The sequence below is a fragment of the Bacillus sp. NPDC077411 genome, assembly GCF_044543425.1.
In the GTDB taxonomy this organism is placed as follows: Bacteria; Bacillota; Bacilli; order Bacillales; family Bacillaceae_G; genus Bacillus_A; species Bacillus_A bruguierae.
On record NZ_JBITWA010000010.1, the window covers coordinates 95852 to 115763 of the forward strand.

Here is a 19912-nt window from a genome sequence, read left to right on the forward strand (position 1 = left end):
CAGTGGGGGTTTTCTTCATCCCCCACTGACGGTTAGTTGAACCAATCGGGATTTTACGGGCAGTTATCCCCCACCTATCTTCTTTGCTTCTCTCTGAATCTTGAGGTGGGGGTCTTACTGCCCATTAATGCGGGATAAATTCCTTTTTAATTATATATCAAGGAGTAAAGAAAATAACAGAAAAACCATCCCCGGATAGAGGATGGTTCATAATTTTTAGTGATACCCTTTTGCAGAGTCTTTATGAATTTTCTCTTTAAAGATTGTGTAGCTCCATAATTGATAGCCAATAACGATTGGTACCATTACCATTGCGACAAAGAACATAATTTTTAAGTTTAATTCACTACCAGCTGCTTGGAATAATGTTGTGCTGTATGCATCATTAATACGAGATGGCAGCATTCTTGGGTACATACCAGCAAAACCAGTTGCCATAAACGTAGCGATTGTTAAGCAAACAAATGTGAAGGCTAAGCCAATTTTACGTTTGAACACCATTGTCATTGCGATAACACTTAGTAACATCGCAAGTGCTGGGATTAAGAATAGTACAGGATATTCCGTAAAGTTTTGGAATAAGTTTGTACGATTTGCTGTTGCAACATAGAAGATAGCTAGAATGATTGCTGCTGCCATTGAAAATGGTTTCGCAATTTTATAAGCACGATCTGATACTTCACCAGTCGTTTTAATCATAATCCAAAGAGCACCGGATACGACGAAGATTGCCGTGAAGAACAGGCCGCCTAAAATGCCGTAAGGGTGTAATAAGCTAAGTAAATTTCCTTCATAGCCATGTTTACCGATTTGTAGTCCGTAGTAAAGGTTAGCGAATGTAACGCCGAATAAGAAAGCAATTAAGAAACTGCCAACGGTATATGTCCATTTACAAACAGTTTGCCAAACTGGTGAATCATCTTTATGCATGAATTCTAGTCCTGCTGCACGGGCAAACAGAGCGAGTAATACTAAGAATAACGGTGTGTATAAGTAACTGAACATGTTTGCATATGTGATTGGGAAAGCAGCGAATGTTGCTCCCCCAGCTGTAATTAACCATACTTCGTTTCCACCCCAGAACGGTCCAATTGCTTCTTGCAGCTGATTGCGTTCTTGGCGATCTTTCGTAACGAATGGGAAAATCATTCCGTTACCAAGTGCATAGCCATCCAGAATAAAGTAAACTGTCCAAATCACACCCCATAAGCCGAACCAAATAATTGCAAGTGTATCATGAGACATGAGCGACACCTCCCTCTGTAGTCTCTTCTAATGCTTCAGGTCCTTTTTTCGCAAATTTTAACATAAGGTATACATCAGCAATTAATAGTAAAGTGTAGAATAATACTAAGCTAATTAAAGAGAACCAAATTTGCGGTACAGAAATTGGTGAAACTGATTCTGCTGTTCGCATTAGTTTGTATACTGTCCAAGGTTGACGTCCCGCTTCTGCAACAATCCAACCAGCGTTAATTGCTACATATGGAAGTAATACAGACCACATTGTAAGTTTTAAGAAACGTTTTGAGTTTTCTAGTTTTCCTTTGCGGCTTAAATAGAAGCCAAACCATGTAAGTGCCATAAAGAATGTGCCAAGTGCAACCATTAAACGGAAGCTATAATAAACAAGATTTACGTTTGGACGCTCGTCCTTCGGAATATCTTTTAAACCGACAATTTTTCCATCAAATGAGTTTGTATAGAAGAAGCTGCCGAGTTTTGGAATTGTTAATGCTTCGAAGTTTTTCTCATTTTTCACATCAGGAATTTGAATAATTGAGAAACCTTTTCCTTCCCCAGTGTCCCAAACAGCTTCCATTGCTGCACCTTTTGCAGGTTGCATTTTCGCTGCGAAAGCACCGGATTCGTGACCGATGAATGGTGTTGCAGTTGCTGCAAATAAACCAAATATTAAACCGAACTTAAATGATTTTTTAAAGAATTCAACGTCATTTTTACGTAGTAAGTGATATGCACTAATTGCCATAACGAAGAATGCACCAACGATATAACAACCAACAACAGTATGGAAGAATATATGCCATGCATATGGATTTGTAACCAGTGCCCAAAAGTCATTTAATTCAGCCCGGCCATTGCGGACTACGTAGCCAACTGGGTTTTGCATGAATCCGTTCGCTGTGATGATCCAAAGTGCGGAAATATTTGTTCCAATTGCGACCATCCACATAGAGAAAGCACGGAACTTTGGTGAAATTTTATCTTTACCGAACAACCAAATTCCCATGAAAGTAGATTCTAAGAAGAAGGCAACAAGTGCTTCTATCGCTAACGGAGATCCGAAAATATCTCCCATATATTTCGAGTACTCGGACCAGTTTGTCCCAAACTGGAATTCCATCGTAATCCCGGTAATGATCCCCATTACGAAGTTAATAGTAAATAACTTACCCCAGAAATTTGCCATTTTTCGATATGTTGGATTTAATGTGCGTGCATATTGCGTTTCCATAAACGCTACTAAAATAACAAGTCCGAGTGTTAACGGTACAAATAAGAAATGATAAAAGATTGTAATTGCAAATTGAAAACGACTCAGTAACAGAACGTCGGACATAATAAAGCTCACTCCCTCTTTTCATTATCTACATTTAGTTTATAGTGAAAAGGTGAGCAAAGTACGATGTAGTTGTTACAGAACTGTGTGGAAATTATGGAAGAATTATGACTGTTGTCTGAAAAATTGTATTCTTAAGATAAAGCAATACATTTCTTGTTTTTTTTGTTCTTTGGTAAACTTGCATTGTAGGTACATAAAGAAAAAGGGGGATTGACTATGAAAGCTCTAGAAGAGATTTTGCAATATAATAAGGAATTTGTTGAAAGTAAAAAATATGAAGAATACGAAACGGGTAAATTTCCAAATAAAAAAATGGTAATTATTTCATGTATGGATACGCGTCTCGTCGAACTATTGCCAAAAGCGATGAACATGCGTAATGGTGATGTGAAAATTATTAAAGTAGCTGGCGCTGTTATTTCACATCCATTTGGAAGTATTATGCGCAGTATTTTAGTTGCGATTTATGAACTTGGTGCAGATGAAGTGTGTGTAATTGGTCACCACGATTGCGGTATGGCAAAAATTCAAGCGAGCAGCACAATTGAAAAGATGAAAGAGCGCGGTGTTTCAGAAGAGAAACTAGACACACTTCGTTATTCTGGAATCGATTTAGAGAAGTTTTTACGTGGATTCTCAAGTGTAGAAGAAAGCGTAGAGCATAGTGTTTCTATACTTCATAATCATCCGCTTATGCCAACAGAAGTTCCTGTACATGGACTTGTTATTCATCCGGACACAGGAAAGTTAGATATTGTTGTGAATGGTTACGAAGGTTAATTCTTCTTTTGTTTCTTCTCTGGGACAGGATCGAATCCCCCTGGATGAAATGGGTGGCATTTCAAAATGCGTTTCACTGTCAGCCAACTTCCCTTTAATGCACCATGAGTTTGAATAGCTTCAAGCCCATAGTGAGAACATGTTGGATGGAAGCGGCACGTCGGCGGTGTCATTGGAGAAATAAACTTTTGGTAAAAGCGGATGATACCGATGAAAATGCGTTTCATAATAAGCTCCTTTCCGGCATATGCTGTAAGTATTATAGCACGGTCTGTACATAATACTTTACTAATTTGCAATTCCGTTATATCATATTGGATATATAGGGATTAAAAATGAAAGCGGGAGAGATGAATATGCCATCAGTAGAAAGCTTTGAATTAGATCATACAATTGTAAAAGCGCCTTATGTAAGACATTGCGGCGTTCATCAAGTAGGCAGCGACGGTATCGTAAATAAATTTGATATTCGTTTTTGCCAACCAAATAAACAAGCGATGAAGCCAGATGTCATTCATACGCTAGAGCACTTATTAGCATTTAACTTACGTAAATATATCGATCGTTATCCACACTTTGATATTATTGACATTTCGCCAATGGGCTGCCAAACAGGATATTACCTTGTTGTAAGCGGTACGCCAACAGTACGCGAAGTCATCGATTTATTAGAGTTAACACTGCAAGACGCAGTGAAAATTACCGAAATTCCTGCGGCAAACGAAACGCAGTGCGGTCAAGCGAAACTTCATGACTTAGAAGGTGCAAAACGCTTAATGAATTTCTGGTTAAGCCAAGATAAAGACGAACTTGAGAAAGTATTTGGATAATATGTGGGAAAGCTGCCTGGGAAAGGCAGCTTTTTTATTAGTAAACGTATGTTTAATTTTGTCGAATCGCCGGTATAAAGTAGTGAGAATATTACCGGAACATTTTTATGAGGGCGACAAAGGATATAAAGATAGCACCACAAATGAGCAAAATCCCCATTAATTTGCGCTGCTCTTTTATCTCAGAAATCCCCCATGTTAAGAAGGTAAGACTTAGGAATATTTGTATATAAAAAAGCAACTGATCTCCTTCATGAGAAAAGGAATAAATAACTAAAATTAAAACAATTGTACTGAATAGAATGCGAAGTACCCTTAGCATCGTAGTCCCCCTTATCACTTTTTGTGGTCGTTGCACTCATATAGTGTTTTGTTTAGCGAAAGAACTGTGAGAGCGGTACATATAACGTAAATGCGCCAGTAAGAAACAGGAAAATCCCAGCAGCTGTTTGTTGTTTTTGAAATTCCGCAATACTAGAAATGAAACACATGAGTCCTAAAGAGATGAGCATATAAGGTAAAATGAATGGAATGTTATCTGTAAAAAATCCGAATGCTCCTAAAAGTAGCGTGATGATGGGAAAAGTAATCCGTAATATTTTGAGCATGTTATTTCTCCTTTACATTTTCTTCTTGATACGGATTATCCTCGACAGAATCTACTGAATGTTTATAGGAATATCCTTTATTAATTGTTAGTACTGAGAGCAATAGCACAACAATGACTACAATGATTGATATAATTAATATCTTCACCATAGAAAGACCTCCTTTTTCTTTATTTTATCATCGCAGATACCTCTCTTTACATATTTTTGTAAAAAATGAAAACAATAGAAAGTAAAGTAGGTGAAAGAAGGGGCGTTCTATGGATAAAAAGACATACTATATTTCAGTTGCAAATGGCGAAATTTCACAAGTGAAAACGGCCAATACATATAGTTTTACGATTGAAGCGACGGATGAGGAAATTTTGAGGCTGCGAGAGTACTTTGATAATGCGTATCGTGAAGATCTTGGGACGTTTGTACGTTCGCATGTGCCGTTTGTAGAATATCATCATGATTCCAATAATGATCGGTATGATGCACAGCTGCAAAAAGCGTATCGAATGATTTACGAGCTTGGGGACAATGAGGCGAAAGAGTTAATTGCACAGATGGGTATTATCGATGGGTTATGATAGGATAAGATTAGTCATACTAGTCAGAATGTGCTACAATTTATGGTAAGAAATTTGTAACCATCAATAGGGGAGTAGGGCATGTACACATTTAAAGATTACTATCATAACACTGTACAATTATCGTTTGAACGTTACCCATTTTCTCCTGAGCCAAAGCATGTGTGGGTTGTGTGCCGGTACGGGGATCAATGGTTATTAACCCATCATTTGCGCCGTGGTCTTGAATTTCCAGGTGGAAAGGTAGAAGAGGGAGAAACACCGGAAGAAGCAGCAGCTCGTGAAGTTCACGAAGAAACGGGCGGTATTGTGTCGAGTTTAACGTATATCGGACAATATAAAGTATCCGGAAAAGACAAAATAATCATTAAAAACATTTATTTCGCAACAATTAGTGCCGTAGAACAACATACGCACTATGAAGAAACGAAGGGATCTGTATTATTAACACATATTCCAGAGGACATTAAAGAAAATAGACGCTTCAGTTTCATTATGCGTGATGACGTACTAGCGCGCACAATGCAGCATATAGAAGAAATCGGCTGTTTTACAAAGTAGAGCAACCGATTTCTTTTTTATTTTACAGAAGTAGGTCTGTTAGTACGGGATAAACAGTTGCAGCGAACGACGTCGTCTATAAATCCATTTCATTTTTTCGACATATAAGCCGCTGCTATGTAGCATTTCTCCTTTTGTTTTAAACCTCACATGTGGCAGAAAAAAATCTGACCACTTCTATGTATGGCCAGATCCTCTCGCCCACCCTAAAAAGAAAAGGTTTTTATCAACTTGTATGTATATAGTTGATTCGTATTATTGTATCTTTTGCCAAAATTGATTATGATTTCAATGACATAATAGAGTGCAAGGAGGACGTTATGAGGAAACACTATATTCATTTTTTATTTTTGCTCCTATTTATTTGCATAATTAGTAGCTGTAGTAAAGCAAATAATGTTGTAAAAGAAGTATGTAAAACAAAGGAAGAGTGTTTAAAAACCGGGGATGCATTCCTTAGTAAGATTAATAAAAACATGCAGGGAATCTCTGAACTAGAAACATATACAGAAGTAGAAAATAAAGACGAAATAACAGCGTACGAAGAACAAAGAAAAGATGACGAACGTTACTTCTTTTTAGCATCTTATTATATTGATAACAATGAATTAGTAGATCCGTATTTTGAAAAGCTAGATAAAAAAAGATTACAGAAAGTTTTTGCTGATGATAAAGAGGCGAGGGAAGAAATTAGCGCATTTCATGAAGACACGGATTATCACCAAATATTATGGGATATGTACAGTGTTTTAATTCCAGCAAAATATAGAGAGAATATAAAGGAATTTGATATTGTATCGGATGGATATGATAATGTCGTTGCTCATGTGATGCAAAATGAAGATAATCCTGAGGACTGGATATTAAGCTTAGATGCACTAGATTCCAGCATTAATATAAACGAAGTGGTGAAAACGTTAATTCATGAAACTGCTCACGTTGTAACGTTAAACAAAACGCAAATCCCTGTAGATAAAAAGTATGTAAAAGCCGTTACAGAAGAAAAAGATATCTCCGCATATGAATCGAAATGTACGACGCTGTTTTTAACAGAAGGCTGCACAAAGAAAGAGTCGTATGTGAATCAATTTTATGAGCAGTTTTGGAAACCGCTTGAAAGTGAATGGAAAGAGAAGAAAGTAGAAACAGATATAGAAGCGCAAATGCAGTTTTTTGAAGAGCATGAAGACAAATTTGTTTCTGAATATGCAACAACGAACGTCGCAGAAGATATTGCCGATACATTTACAGCATTCATTTTACAAGATTCTCACAAGGTGAAAGAATCAAAAGAAGTAAAGTATCAAAAAATTGCTTTCTTTTATCAATTCCCAGAGCTTGTGAAGATGAGAGCGGAAGTGTTAGCAGGGTTACAGGAAATTTCTGAGGAAGTGGAAGAAGCGTAGAATGAAAAAATGAGATAAAGTCATGATATAAAGAGGGTGAGAATGCATCAGTTATGAATAATAGTGTAACGAATCTATTAAAAAATAAATTTATTTTAATAGTATTTATATTAATCATATCTTTTCATTGGACTAATTTGGGAATATTTTTGTTAACTATATTTGGTGTTTCTATGTTTTTAGACGCTCCAAACGCTGAGTTTCCACCTATAGTAATGTTACAGCTATATCCTCCTTTGATTGGTTTCTTATGTTTATTTATATCTATTCTTTTCTGTTATTTTTATCAAAAGTTTGCCCCAGAATCGCAATGGAAAAAGCAAATAGTTCAAGGGATTTTTCTTGTTTTTGCACTTATCATTCCTGCATGCTTAGGTGCATTTAAAATACCACTTGTGGGAATGTTAATGAAATGGTAATGAGTGAGTATCTCTGTTGATTTGATGTGGAAAAAGCAAATTATCCTAATTAATTAATAATAAGGAAAAAAACGTAAAATTATCCCTAAATCTGTTATACTGTAATATAGTAAAGGTTTGTAGTTTTAAGACTTTGCGAAAAAATGTTTTGTATAAGTGTTGTTGTTTATTAAGTGATTTTTAAGAACACATTTTTAAGTCGATCTTATTGGGTTTAAGACAATTTATAATATATTGCTAAACTAGAATGTACAAGAGAAAAGGAGAGTATAATATGGATCAACAATCAGCGGGGTTTTGGAGAAGGCTTGGGGCTAACATTTTGGATGCACTTATATTTCTTCCGTTTTATTTGATTTTCAGGCTTCTAAACATGTCCGAAGATATAGTAGAGGGGACATTGAATATTTTAGAAGTGTTATATACCCTAATTGTTCCTGTCGTATGGATAGGGTATACGGTGGGTAAGAAAGCTGTAGGAGTTCGAATTGTACGTATTGATGGACAGGAAATTACGATTTGGACTACGTTAAAACGTTACCTATTAGCTGGAATGGTATATGGAATTACGCTTGGAATTGCTATTATCGTAAGTGCATTTATGGTGGCACTGCGAGAAGATAAACGTTCTATTCACGATTTCATTGCAGGAACACAAGTTATTCATGACTAATAAGAAAAGCAACCTAGTTAACTTAGGTTGCTTTTTTCGTGTGCGTAATGAACTTTTCAAATGCTGCGACAAGCACATACATAAGCGTGGCAAGAATACATGTAAGAAGGACACTCAGCAAGACGAGTGTAAAGTTAAAGACTTGAAAACCGTAGCTAATTAAATAGCCGAGCCCTTCTTTTGAAATGAGCAGTTCACCGAAAATAACCCCGACCCAAGAGAGACCGACATTTACTTTTAATGTGGAAATAATTGCTGGGAACGATGCTGGTAAAATCACTTGTTTATAGCATTGCCATTTGTTTGCGCCAAAGGTTTGCATGACTTTCAAATAATTGGCGTCTACTTCTTGAAAAGCGCTATAAATGACAAGGATTGTAACGATGATGGAAATGATAACACCCATCGCTACGGCAGATGAAATATTTGGCCCGAAGATGACGATAATAATGGGTCCGAGCGCTACTTTTGGCATTGCGTTTAAGACGACAAGGTACGGATCGAGTACACGAGCAATGAATGGGCTCCACCATAAAAAGGTTGCGATGCACGTACCGAGAAGTGTTCCAAGGATAAAACCGAGACACGTTTCAAGGAGCGTTGTATATATGTGCGGCCAAAGGGAATGATCTTGCCATTTTGTGATGAGTAAATGAAAGATGCTAGAAGGTGAGCTAAATAGTAATGGATCAATCCACTCGTTTCGGCTAGCGATTTCCCATAATGCGAAAAAGAGAATGAGCATGAGCAGCTGCAATGTTCGAACGGCAAATGTCCGCTTCGTTTCACGTTTTTGAAAGTCTTGATGAAATTCTTTTATCTTATCCAAGTCGTTCCAACTCCTTCCATATTATCTGGAAGAATGAAGGGAAATCACGGTGCTGACGTGCTTCAAACGGCGAGAGGGAGCGAATGGTTTCTGGAACCGAAAACACTTTGGCAATGCGACCTGGCTTTGCTTGTAACAAGTAAATGCGATCGCTCATCGCAATTGCCTCTTCAATGTCATGTGTAACGAGGAGCGATGTTTTCTTATATTCTTTTAAAATAGAAAAAACGAGTTCTTCTAATTTTAATTTTGTTTGATAATCAAGTGCAGAGAACGGTTCGTCTAGTAATAATATTTTCGGGTTTGTTACAAGCGTCCGGACGAGAGCAGCGCGCTGGCGCATTCCGCCTGATAACTCACGTGGATATTGCTTCTCAACACCTTGCAGGCCAACTTGTTCTAATAGTTGCAAGGCATGTTGCTTCGTCTTTGAAGATAATGTTTTCGTAATCTGTAAGCCGACGAAGACATTATCTTCAATTGTTTTCCACGGAAACAAGTAATCTTGCTGGAGCATATAACCGATGGAGGACGTTGGTTTTGTGATGCATTCACCATCTAGAAAGACACTCCCTTTCATTGGCTTCAGTAAGCCTGAAATGATAGAAAGTAATGTAGTTTTGCCGCAGCCGCTTGGACCGAGGAAGGAGATAAATTCTCCTTCCTCGATTGTTAAGGAAATATTCGATAAAACGAGGCTGGCATTTTCTTTTGAGAAGAAGCAATGAGATACGTTAGAAAGCTGGAGAAGGTTCATTGTCTGCTCCACTATTTCTTAATAACGCTTTCTGCAATGGATGTGTTTACTAACTCTTTATGTTGCACTTCTTTCGGTAATTCGCCAGCTTCTTTCATAATGCTTTGTAGTTGTTTCCATTCTGCCTCGTCTAACAATGGATTCGTTGCGTATGAATGTTGTTGTTTATAACGATCAATGACTTTTACCATAATATCTTTTGACGTATCTTTAAAGCGTGGTTCAACAGCTTTTGTAATTTCTTCTGGGCTATGTGTATCGACCCATTGCTGTGCTTTATAAATAGCACGTGTAAATTTTTCGGCAACCCTTTTATCTTTCTTTAAGAAGCTTTCTTTTGCCATAAAGGTTGTATACGGAACAGTTCCAGATTCAACGCCAAAGGAAGCAACGATATAACCTTTCCCTTCTTTCTCGAAAATGCTAGCAGTCGGTTCAAAGAGCTGTACGAAATCACCAGTGCCAGACGCAAAGGCATTCGCGATATTCGCAAATTCGATATTTTGAATTAAATTTGTATCTTTGTGCGGGTCAATTCCATGCTTTTTCAGTACGTATTCCCCAACCATTTGTGGCATCCCGCCTTTACGCTGACCGAGGAAAGTTGCGCCTTTCACATCATTCCAGTTAAAAGAATCCAACTTTTTGCGAGAAACGAGAAATGTTCCATCTGTTTGTGTTAATTGTGCAAAGTTAATTGCCGGATCTTTTGCCCCTTGCGCATGAACATAAATAGACGTTTCTGAACCGACAAGCGCGATATCAATGCCATTTGATAATAAAGCTGTCATCGTTTTATCGCCGCCAGCAGTTGTTTGCAGATCAACTTCGAGTCCTTCATCTTTAAAAAATCCTTTTTCCATCGCGACATATAACGGAGCATAAAATAATGAATGTGTCACCTCACCAACGCGCACTTTCTCTACCTTTGCACTTTCTTCTTTTTTATTACATGCAATAAATGTAAAGGCAGTAAGAAAAACAATTAAAAAACACGCTAGAATTTTTCGCAATGTATGACACCTCCCAAAATACATTTACTTTAATGTATGTGGGTAAATGCCTATATGTGAGTGGACAGAGGAGGAATTTTTTGAAATAGGAAAGAAGTGAAAGGTAAGAGGGAGCTAACAAAGAAATAAGGAGGATTTCTATGATTGATTTTCTTTTTTTCTTTTTAATATTGGCTACCGGTTTCACAGTACTACAATTTCTGATTCATAGGTATGCAATGAAAAGCATTCAAAAGTATAAGGAAGGAAATTTTATTCATACGTTGTTAGAGGTGCATGTGAAGAAGGGACCAAGATTAGATTTCAGCGATTATTCACTCATTTTTATCGTGTGTGTACTGTGGGAATTTTGGATTTTTTTGTCATAAAAATGAAAGTGTCACTTTGTTAAAAGAGATAAAGGAAATGTACATGGAAAAGAAGAGAAGAGGTATATAACATGAACGCAAAAGTCAAAGAAGCAATGCAGTATTTTAGAGGAAAAGAAGAAAGCTGTGTAAAGCTCTCTAGCGGATTTCAAAATGAAGTATATGAATATACATATGAAGAAGAAAGGCGTATTTTACGAATTACACCGAGTTCTAGTAGAAGTTTGAAACAAATCCAAAGTGAACTAGATTTTATGCGCAGTCTACAAGCAAGCGGCGTGAATGTTTCGATGCCAGTTACTTCTTATTGTGAGAACGAGATAGAACAAATAGATATAGAGGAAGAGTTATTTTTTATTACTTCATTTATAAAGGCCCCTGGTCAGTTTGTGAACGTTGCGGATGAACAGAAATGGAATGCGAAACTATTTCAAAATTGGGGACAAACAATTGGTAGGATGCACGCAATTGCGAAACAAAATGCCAGCGATTATGAAACATACGAGAGGCCAATTTGGAAATGCGATATAAAATCTATGAACTTTTTAACATCAATCAGTACAACATTAGCCGCAAACTATGAAAAAACGGTTAGAGAAGTTCAAGAACTTTCTAAGGAACGAAATACATACGGGCTCATTCATAATGACCTTCATCAAGGAAACTTTTTTGTTCAAGGCGACACATTAACAATCTTTGATTTTGATGATTGTTCGTTTTGCTGGTTTGCCCAAGATATTGCCGCAACATTTTACCATGCGGTGTGGCAAGGGTTATCGGTAAGGCCGGAACATGTATCTTTTCCGCAAGAGTTCATGAAGCATTTCATAGAGGGCTACAACAAAGAACATACAATGGATAAAGAGATAGTAAGACAAATTCCTCTTTTTCTGAAACTACGTGAAGTCTTTTTATTTACGTTGTTTCATGAAGTGTGGGATACTAACAATTTAGAAGAGTGGCAAGCATATACATTGCAAGATTTACAGTACCGGATTGAACGTGAAATTCCATATACAAATGTAGACTTTTTGACGTTTGTTTAAGAAGTGTTTTTTTAAACCCTGTTTAGTAGCAGGGTTCTTTTTGTGCATAAAAAAATACAGCAATCGTTACAATAAAGAACATACAAAGATTATGGAGGATAAACGTGGAAACGAAAGCGATTATAGCACTAGGGATTTTCTTGATTACATACGCTGGGATTATTTCGGAAAAAATTCACCGTACGCTTATTGCTATGTTAGGTGGAATCATGATGGTGGTCTTTGGGGTTATCGATCAAAAAACAGCTATTCATCATATTGATTTTAATACAATTGGTTTGTTAGTTGGGATGATGATTATTGTATCGATTACTGCTCAGACAGGTGTATTTGGATACATTGCTATATGGGCTGCGAAAAAGGTGAAAGGAAATCCAATTCGACTTCTCTTTGTGCTCGGACTGATTACTGCCCTCGCATCCGCTTTTTTAGATAATGTCACGACAGTTTTACTCATCGTTCCAGTTACATTAAGCATCACATCGCAACTAAAGGTAAATCCTACTCCTTATTTAATTACCCAAATTTTTGCTTCGAATATCGGCGGTACTGCCACCATGATTGGAGATCCGCCCAATATTATGATTGGTAGTGCTGTAAAAGAACTAACATTTCTTGCGTTCATGAATAATTTAACATTTATTAGCTTTGTTATTTTATTAGTGTCTCTTGTTATATTTACTCTCATTTATAGAAAAAAGCTAAAAACAACTCCTGATTTAATAAACGAATTACTGAACAAGGATGAAAGAAACGAGATTAAAGATGCAAAGCTGTTAAAAAAGTGTTTCTTTGTGATTGCAGTGACAATTGGCGGTTTTTTTCTTCATCAATTTATTCATATTGAAACGGCTACAATCGCCTTATTTGGAGCTTTTCTCCTGTTGCTGATGACCGGTGACAAGTATTTAGATAGGACATTAGAAAAAGTTGAATGGACAATTCTTTTCTTTTTTATCGGTTTATTCGTTATAGTTGGTGGATTGGTGGAAACAGGACTTATAGCAATGGTAGCAAAAAAAGCTATGGCTCTAACCGGCGGAGAAGTGAAAATGACAACGCTCTTAATTTTATGGATGAGTGCGATTGTTTCTGCTTTTGTGGATAATATTCCATTTGTAGCAACAATGATTCCTATGATAAAAGAAATGGGTTCAATTGGAATAACGAATTTAGAGCCCTTATGGTGGAGTTTGTCGCTAGGGGCGTGTTTAGGTGGTAATGGAACTCTGATTGGAGCAAGTGCCAATTTAGTAGTAGCTGGGTTAGCGGCAAAACAAGGTCATCATATCTCTTTTATGAAATATTTAATAGTTGGCTTTCCTGTGATGATTATCTCCATTATCTTATCAACTATTTACATATATGTTAGGTATTTAATGTGAAGAAAGAATAAAAGAGCAGTTTTCCTTAAAAAAATGTATAGGAGAAACAACTATGAAGAACAAACAAAAAATAATTTATATGGATCCTCCGAAAACGTTAGTAGCAGGATTTGCTTTCATTATTTTCATCGGTTCGCTCCTGTTAACTCTTCCGGTTGCAACAACAGATGGTCAAGGTCTTCCTTGGTTAAATGCATTGTTTACAGCTACGTCTGCTACATGTGTAACTGGGCTTGTCGTAGTGGATACCGGAACAACCTTCACTTTGTTTGGCCAACTCGTTATATTGTTTCTTATTCAAATAGGCGGTTTAGGATTTATGACGTTTGCTATCTTTTTTGCAGTTTTGTTAGGAAAAAGGATTTCTCTTAAAGAACGGCTGTTATTACAAGAGGCGTTGAACCATTTATCCATTTCCGGTATTGTCCGTTTGGCAAAGAGAATTCTTATTTTTACAGTCGTGATTGAATTGATCGGCGCGATTTTATTAGCGATTCGTTTTGCGTTTGATATGCCACTCTCCAAGGCTATGTATTACGGGATATTCCATTCCGTTTCAAATTTTAATAACGCAGGATTCGATATAATGGGAGAGTTTAAAAGCTTAACTGAGTATGTAGAAGATCCAATTGTTACATTGGTAGTTTGTGCGTTGATTACATTAGGCGGTATTGGTTTTATCGTTATGAATGAGGTATATGAATACAGACGGATTAGGCGCCTTTCCTTGCATACGAAGGTAGTTCTTTTTACAAGTTCTTTGCTAGTGGTAGCAGGAACGCTCCTGATTTTTTTGTTGGAATTTCATAATCCAAAAACGTTACAACCGTTATCCATGTTTGGTAAATGGTTAGCTTCTTTGTTTCAAGCTATCACACCAAGAACAGCTGGGGCAAATACGCTAAGTATTTCAGATTTACACCATTCAACCCTTTTTATTATGATTATTCTCATGTATATCGGGGCTTCTCCCGGATCTACGGGTGGAGGAATCAAAACAACTACATTTGCAATCCTTTTAGGAGCAGTACGTTCGCAAATAAAAGGAAAAGAAGACGTAATCTTTTTTCGAAAAAGAATTGCATACGATACAATTTATAAATCACTTACCGTTATGTTAGCTGGGCTATCTATCGTTATAATCGCTGCCATGCTGCTAACAATAACAGAGCCAGGAAAAGATTTTTTAATGATTCTCTTTGAAGCAACTTCTGCTTTTGGAACGGTAGGTCTCTCTATGGGACTGACCCCTGAATTATCTCCGCTTGGAAAAATTATTATTACTTTAACGATGTTTGCAGGAAGGGTAGGACCATTGACCATCGCTTTTGCCGTTACACTGCGAAGAAATTCAGATCCGTTCAGTTATCCGAAAGGAAAAATTATGATTGGTTAGGTGTTCATTCATCCTTAGAGGAGCGATAGGAATATGAAAAAGCAATATGCAGTCATTGGACTCGGAAGGTTTGGTTCAAGTATTGTAAATACATTAGTAGAAGCAGGACATGAAGTGTTAGCAATAGATAGCAATGAAAAACGTGTAAATGAGCTTGAGGATGCTGCTACCCATGCTGTGATCGCTGATGCGACAGATGAAGAGGCATTAAAAGCAATCGGCATTCGGAACATTGATACAGTCATTGTCGCAATTGGAAATGACATTCAAGCAAGTATTTTAACGGTTTTAGTACTAAAAGAATTAGGAGTAAACAAAGTTGTAGTCAAGGCGCTTAATAAACGACACGGCCAAGTGTTAGAGAAGGTAGGCGCGGACTGGGTCGTATTTCCTGAGTGGGACATGGGAGAACGTGTAGCACATCAGCTTATGCTACCGAATGTTCTTAATTTTATTGAACTCGCCAAGGATTATAATATTGAAGAAATTAAAGTCCCTCCTAACATGTCGGGGAAAAGTCTGAAAGAGCTGGATATTCGAGCAAAATTAAATTTAAATGTCATTGCCATTAAAAGTAAGGGCAGAATCAATATTTCTCCTTCCCCAGATGAAGTTGTGCAAGAGGGAGATGGTTTAGTTATGATTGGAGAAAAGATAAATTTGCATCGTTTTGCAGACTTTGAATAAGCAGTAAGCTTGAAAAAGATGTAACCGACAAAAAAAAAAACTTTCTTTTTAAGAGGGACGAGAGCATCTGGCCGTGCATAGAAACGGTCAGGGCCCTTTCCTGCCACATGCAATGTTTAAAACAAAAGGAGAAAGCAAGTAGCGGTGTGTAGGATTTTTAAATCATGTTCTGTTAGGTTGATAGGCATGGGGTATCTCATGCTCCTTAGCTTGATGGCGATGTTTCCGTACCCCTTCATGCTCTATATAAACGAAAACGAAGTTTGCAACAACCAAACTTCGTTTTTTCGACGTAAAGTATAATAAATTACAACAATTTTTTCTGTCTAAATTTTCGGGTTCAGTTCATTATATTTTCTACTTTGTCTTTATATACAATGTATTCTTTCCCATCCACTACTGCTACCACCGCAAATTCATCTTTTGGATTGAATGAAAGCCAGTCAGCCCACATGCTTGTATTTGGTCCTCCACTCCACATGTTATGAACAGTGTTTTTAGTTAAATTCATAACTTTATAAGACGCATTTGGTGCATTTGTTCCAGTCTTTATTTCAAATGTATATGCGTTATGAATTTTTTTATAAAAGTAGAAAACGTTTGATGGACGAAGCTGATTCATGAGATCCTGTTCTTTTTTCTCTGCAATTTTCATCCCTTCTTGTAATGTGACAACATCTGTTCTTAATGTTTTCCAACTGTCTTTAGCTGAATTCAAGTTAGGGGTTAAGAATTTATATCTATTTTGATCAGCTTTTTGAGCTGCTTTATCAATATGTCCCAGTACGCCCGAATATTGAGAGTCTAAATCATCCCATTGCGTGGACATATAAGTAAGAGCAGTAATAGCATTATCAATCGTACTATGCATATCACTAATATTATGAAACGCAACTCCAACTACACGATTTAATGTTATTTTATAATCTACAGTCTTACGTAATTCTGTTAATGTAGGCTCTAATCGGCCTAAATTATCTCTTGCTGTACCTATCATTATACCACCAGAAATCAACGTGGGAATAAAAGGGATTTTCACCATTGTTAATCCATCAGATTCTAATTTTTTATAATAGTTTACTTGTCCTAAAACTTCATCTAAACGCTTTTGGTCAGTTTCCACATCAGCACCTTGGTTTTTTAAAATCGATTGCAAGGTCTCTTTATGGCTTCCAAATGCTCTGACATCTTCTCCAATATCGTTTTTTAATTTAGTTAATTCTTCTATTAATGCTTTTGCAGACTTTTGATTTTGTTGAATTTCCCCCCGTAAATCTGTAATCCCTGTTTTTAAAGCATCTCCATTCCCTGTATTAATCGCCTCTACTAATGTTCCGTAGTAATTTTCAAATTTTGTATCGTATTCAATAATGTCTGTCCATGTATCTAAAAGTTGTTTTTTTACTTTCGTATTCCATGTAACAGCATGTGCTCTTGCGTTCTTTTGATCTTGTACAATTTTAATAGGTAAATCTGCATACCCATTAATAGTAATTCCTTCAAAACTCACATCTGGATTATGAATTAACAAATACGAATACTCATTCATAGATTTTGCAAATACCCCAGCATCTTGCAAAGCTTTTTTCATCTGTTCTTCATTTGCTGAAAGAGACATATCTCCATTGTTAGTTTGTTCAATTTCACTTGCAAAAGTTGCTACTGGTGTGACTGCATAAGTTGTTGTTATAGTTAAAAACGTCGATACAGCGAGTAGTTTGTAAGGGAGTTTTTTCATCATTTCATATTCCTCCTATATAGGTTTTGATTGTAAGTTCTATTCTTCTTTCAAAGCGCTGTCTTTCGAAATGAATTCTGCATCTTTATGAATATCATTTCAACTTTGTTTAGTAGTGTTTAAATCATCAAATATTACAGAGAATTTATGTTCTTGCATAGAGGCGATATGATTAAGTAAATCTTTATAATTGGCTCCCATTGTTGTTGAATATTTGTTAGAATGTTAAGCTTAAGAAACTCTCGTTATTATGTACTTTACATAGAATGTAAGGACCTTATGCCCTCATTTAAACATTATGTTTTTAAGAAGTAAATAATAAAATTCCACTATATATATTACTAAATTTATATATTTTATATTACAGTAAAGAAAAACATTATAGCTAAAAAATGAAATACTATAAATCATTTCACTAGGTGAAGTAATTATAATCTGATAATTAAATCTAAAATATAATGATTTTCATTAATCTCTATGAATCGCTTGATAAAAAATGTTTTTAATATAATTTAATGGTACGTTGTATGTTGATTTACTTTATTTAGGAAATGCAAAATTGCATATAAATAGGGCCATATCAACGATACATAATCCAAAATATTATTATCATATGAATAGTAATTATATTTCCTGTAAACATTACAGGGAAAAGTTTCTTCTATAAGGAATGAGATGAGATATGCTAAAAATATTTATAAACGTATAGGTACAAACTAGATACATCCGGAGAATACAAAGCAGAAAACAAGGATAACGATATAGGAGATAAAACGTTTGAAGGGGATAAAATGAAAAGTAATACAGAGTGGAATTTGATCTCTCATTAACGGGCAGTAAGACCCCATCTTAAGATTGAGAGAGAAGTAAAGAAGATAGGTGGGGGATAAAACATTATGAAATGAACAGGTTCTGTTGCAAAGTTTTTAAAAATAAGCAAAACTGTATGGTTATCTTGGCATTTGGATGAAACTTATATAAAAGCGAAAGGCGAAGTCTGTAATCAGACTCCGCCTTTTCGCTTTTATATAAGGAATTATTAATTGCCGTATGACTATTTAACAATGTATTCCTAGATTCTTTGTAACAGAACCGATATCTCCTTATTTTTGCGGAGTAACAGGTTCTACTTTTAATTCTTTGATACCTTCTTTTAATGTGACCGCATCTGTTCTTAATGTTTTCCAACTGTCTCTAGCTGCATTCAAGTTAGGTTTTAAGAATTTAAATTTATTTTGATCAGCTTTTTTAGATGCCGTATCAATATGTCCTAGTACTCCCGAATATTGAGAATCTAAATCATGCCATTGCGCGGACATATAAGTAAGAGCATTAATAGCATTATCAATCGCCTTATGCATCTGATCAGTATTATTATATGCAACTCCAATTACACGATTTAATGTTATTTTATTATCTACAGTCTGACGTATTTCTGCTAAATATGGCTCTAACTTACCTAAATTATCTCTTGCTGTACCTACTATGATACCGCCAATCCACCATAGGCCAAAAACGCCAACCTTCATTGTTGTAAATCCATCAGATTCTAATTTTTTATAATAGTTTACTTGCCCTAAAACTTCATCTAGACGCTTTTGATCGTCCTCAAGCCCAGCTGTTTGGTTTTTTAAAATCGTATATAATTGATCTTTATTGCTTCCAAATGCTCTAACATCTTCTCCAATAGCGTTTCTTAACTCAGTTAATTTTTGTATTAATTCTTGTGTCTGCTTTTGGTTTAGTTGAATTTCAGCTTGTAAATCTGTAATTCCTTCTTTTAAAGTATCTCCATCATTGTCATTAATGGCCTGTACTAATGTGTCATAATAACTGTCAAATTTTGTATCGTATTCGACGATGCCTGTCAATGTATCTAAAAGCTGCCTTTTTACTTGCGTATCCCATGTAACAGCATGTGCTCTTGCATTCTTTTGATCTTGTACAATTTTACTAGGTAAATCCGGATACCCATTAATAGTAATTCCTTCAAAATTTACATCTGGATTTTTAATTAACAAATAAGAATATTCATTCATAGATTTTGCAAATAATCCAGCCTTTTGCAAGGCTTCTTTCATATTCCCCTCATTTGCTGAAAGAGACATATCTCCAGTGCTAGGTTGTTCAATTTCACTTGCAAAAGCTGCTACTGGTGAGACTACAGAAGTTGTTGTCATCGTTAAAAGCACTGATGCAGCAAGTATTTTGTAAGGGATTTTATTTAGCATTTCATATTCCTCCTATATAGGTTTTG

General features: G+C 36.1%; 23 protein-coding genes. 12 read left to right on the forward strand and 11 right to left on the reverse strand.

The window, feature by feature from the left end; genetic code table 11:
- Nucleotides 1-216: 216 nt before the first annotated feature.
- Together cydB and ACIGHG_RS14565 are read right to left on the reverse strand one after the other, a co-directional pair.
- The gene (gene cydB / locus ACIGHG_RS14560) at nt 217-1245 is read right to left on the reverse strand and encodes a cytochrome d ubiquinol oxidase subunit II (protein WP_336473624.1); all 1029 of its coding nucleotides are present in this window, start codon (nt 1243-1245) and stop codon (nt 217-219) included.
- Complete coding sequence (locus tag ACIGHG_RS14565) at nt 1235-2581, reverse strand: cytochrome ubiquinol oxidase subunit I (protein ID WP_336473625.1); 1347 nt, start codon at nt 2579-2581, stop codon at nt 1235-1237. The genes cydB and ACIGHG_RS14565 overlap by 11 nt, the downstream gene beginning before the upstream one ends.
- Nucleotides 2582-2800: 219 nt before the next feature.
- On the opposite strand from ACIGHG_RS14565, the gene ACIGHG_RS14570 reads away from it, so the two are divergent.
- Nucleotides 2801-3364 (forward strand): beta-class carbonic anhydrase, encoded by a 564-nt coding sequence (locus ACIGHG_RS14570; protein WP_336473626.1) that lies wholly within the window; start codon nt 2801-2803, stop codon nt 3362-3364.
- Here ACIGHG_RS14570 and yidD read toward each other — a convergent pair.
- Nucleotides 3361-3591, reverse strand: a complete 231-nt coding sequence (yidD, locus tag ACIGHG_RS14575; protein ID WP_020061405.1) for a membrane protein insertion efficiency factor YidD — start codon at nt 3589-3591, stop codon at nt 3361-3363. The two genes, ACIGHG_RS14570 and yidD, sit on opposite strands and share 4 nt — an antisense overlap.
- Nucleotides 3592-3720: 129 nt before the next feature.
- Between yidD and luxS the strand changes: the two genes are divergently transcribed.
- Nucleotides 3721-4194: an S-ribosylhomocysteine lyase LuxS gene (gene luxS / locus ACIGHG_RS14580; RefSeq protein ID WP_090916597.1), complete on the forward strand. Its 474-nt coding sequence runs from the start codon at nt 3721-3723 to the stop codon at nt 4192-4194.
- Nucleotides 4195-4285: 91 nt separating this feature from the next.
- On the opposite strand, the gene ACIGHG_RS14585 is transcribed toward luxS, so the two are convergent.
- Genes ACIGHG_RS14585 through ytzI form a run of 3 tightly spaced genes read right to left on the reverse strand, consistent with a single transcriptional unit; the run spans nt 4286 to nt 4953 of the window.
- On the reverse strand, nt 4286-4516 hold the full coding sequence (locus tag ACIGHG_RS14585; RefSeq protein ID WP_396549073.1) for a YczI family protein: 231 nt from the start codon (nt 4514-4516) through the stop codon (nt 4286-4288).
- Nucleotides 4517-4568: 52 nt separating this feature from the next.
- Nucleotides 4569-4802 (reverse strand): DUF3953 domain-containing protein, encoded by a 234-nt coding sequence (locus ACIGHG_RS14590; protein WP_336473627.1) that lies wholly within the window; start codon nt 4800-4802, stop codon nt 4569-4571.
- Nucleotide 4803: 1 nt separating this feature from the next.
- The gene (ytzI, locus tag ACIGHG_RS14595) at nt 4804-4953 is read right to left on the reverse strand and encodes a YtzI protein (protein ID WP_090916591.1); all 150 of its coding nucleotides are present in this window, start codon (nt 4951-4953) and stop codon (nt 4804-4806) included.
- A gap of 109 nt (nt 4954-5062) precedes the next feature.
- Between ytzI and ACIGHG_RS14600 the strand changes: the two genes are divergently transcribed.
- From ACIGHG_RS14600 to ACIGHG_RS14620, 5 genes are all read left to right on the forward strand, one after another.
- The gene (locus tag ACIGHG_RS14600; RefSeq protein WP_336473628.1) at nt 5063-5377 is read left to right on the forward strand and encodes a hydrolase; all 315 of its coding nucleotides are present in this window, start codon (nt 5063-5065) and stop codon (nt 5375-5377) included.
- A gap of 81 nt (nt 5378-5458) precedes the next feature.
- The gene (gene ytkD, locus ACIGHG_RS14605) at nt 5459-5938 is read left to right on the forward strand and encodes an RNA deprotection pyrophosphohydrolase (protein WP_090916587.1); all 480 of its coding nucleotides are present in this window, start codon (nt 5459-5461) and stop codon (nt 5936-5938) included.
- Nucleotides 5939-6258: 320 nt separating this feature from the next.
- A complete protein-coding gene (locus ACIGHG_RS14610; RefSeq protein ID WP_336473629.1) occupies nt 6259-7344 on the forward strand; it encodes a recombinase family protein in 1086 nt (361 codons plus the stop codon).
- Nucleotides 7345-7397: 53 nt separating this feature from the next.
- Entirely contained in the window at nt 7398-7763 is a 366-nt protein-coding gene (locus ACIGHG_RS14615; protein ID WP_336473630.1) for a hypothetical protein, read from the forward strand.
- Nucleotides 7764-8037: 274 nt separating this feature from the next.
- Nucleotides 8038-8436, forward strand: coding sequence for an RDD family protein (locus ACIGHG_RS14620; RefSeq protein WP_396549077.1), 399 nt, complete (start codon nt 8038-8040; stop codon nt 8434-8436).
- A gap of 22 nt (nt 8437-8458) precedes the next feature.
- Here ACIGHG_RS14620 and ACIGHG_RS14625 read toward each other — a convergent pair whose 3' ends face one another.
- The 3 genes from ACIGHG_RS14625 to ACIGHG_RS14635 are packed head-to-tail and all read right to left on the reverse strand — an operon-like array spanning nt 8459 to nt 11035.
- Entirely contained in the window at nt 8459-9265 is an 807-nt protein-coding gene (locus ACIGHG_RS14625; RefSeq protein WP_336473632.1) for an ABC transporter permease, read from the reverse strand.
- Nucleotides 9258-10022, reverse strand: coding sequence for an ABC transporter ATP-binding protein (locus tag ACIGHG_RS14630; RefSeq protein ID WP_336473633.1), 765 nt, complete (start codon nt 10020-10022; stop codon nt 9258-9260). The genes ACIGHG_RS14625 and ACIGHG_RS14630 overlap by 8 nt, the downstream gene beginning before the upstream one ends.
- Nucleotides 10023-10033: 11 nt before the next feature.
- Complete coding sequence (locus ACIGHG_RS14635; RefSeq protein ID WP_336473634.1) at nt 10034-11035, reverse strand: ABC transporter substrate-binding protein; 1002 nt, start codon at nt 11033-11035, stop codon at nt 10034-10036.
- Nucleotides 11036-11175: 140 nt separating this feature from the next.
- Between ACIGHG_RS14635 and ACIGHG_RS14640 the strand changes: the two genes are divergently transcribed.
- The 5 genes from ACIGHG_RS14640 (at nt 11176) to ACIGHG_RS14660 (ending at nt 15917) form a co-directional block, all read left to right on the forward strand.
- Nucleotides 11176-11403 (forward strand): hypothetical protein, encoded by a 228-nt coding sequence (locus ACIGHG_RS14640; protein ID WP_396549079.1) that lies wholly within the window; start codon nt 11176-11178, stop codon nt 11401-11403.
- Between the two features lie 71 nt (nt 11404-11474).
- Nucleotides 11475-12449 carry a phosphotransferase enzyme family protein gene (locus tag ACIGHG_RS14645; RefSeq protein ID WP_396549081.1) on the forward strand — a complete coding sequence of 325 codons (975 nt, stop codon included), beginning with the start codon at nt 11475-11477 and terminating at the stop codon, nt 12447-12449.
- 104 nt (nt 12450-12553) lie between these two features.
- Complete coding sequence (locus ACIGHG_RS14650; protein WP_336473636.1) at nt 12554-13834, forward strand: ArsB/NhaD family transporter; 1281 nt, start codon at nt 12554-12556, stop codon at nt 13832-13834.
- 52 nt (nt 13835-13886) lie between these two features.
- Entirely contained in the window at nt 13887-15230 is a 1344-nt protein-coding gene (locus tag ACIGHG_RS14655) for a TrkH family potassium uptake protein (RefSeq protein ID WP_396549083.1), read from the forward strand.
- A 33-nt stretch (nt 15231-15263) separates the two neighbouring features.
- A complete protein-coding gene (locus tag ACIGHG_RS14660) occupies nt 15264-15917 on the forward strand; it encodes a potassium channel family protein (RefSeq protein WP_396549085.1) in 654 nt (217 codons plus the stop codon).
- A gap of 340 nt (nt 15918-16257) precedes the next feature.
- Here ACIGHG_RS14660 and hblB read toward each other — a convergent pair whose 3' ends face one another.
- Nucleotides 16258-17658, reverse strand: coding sequence for a hemolysin BL regulatory component HblB (gene hblB, locus ACIGHG_RS14665; RefSeq protein WP_336473639.1), 1401 nt, complete (start codon nt 17656-17658; stop codon nt 16258-16260).
- Nucleotides 17659-18758: 1100 nt separating this feature from the next.
- Complete coding sequence (gene hblA / locus ACIGHG_RS14670; RefSeq protein WP_396549087.1) at nt 18759-19886, reverse strand: hemolysin BL binding component B; 1128 nt, start codon at nt 19884-19886, stop codon at nt 18759-18761.
- Nucleotides 19887-19912: the final 26 nt, after the last annotated feature.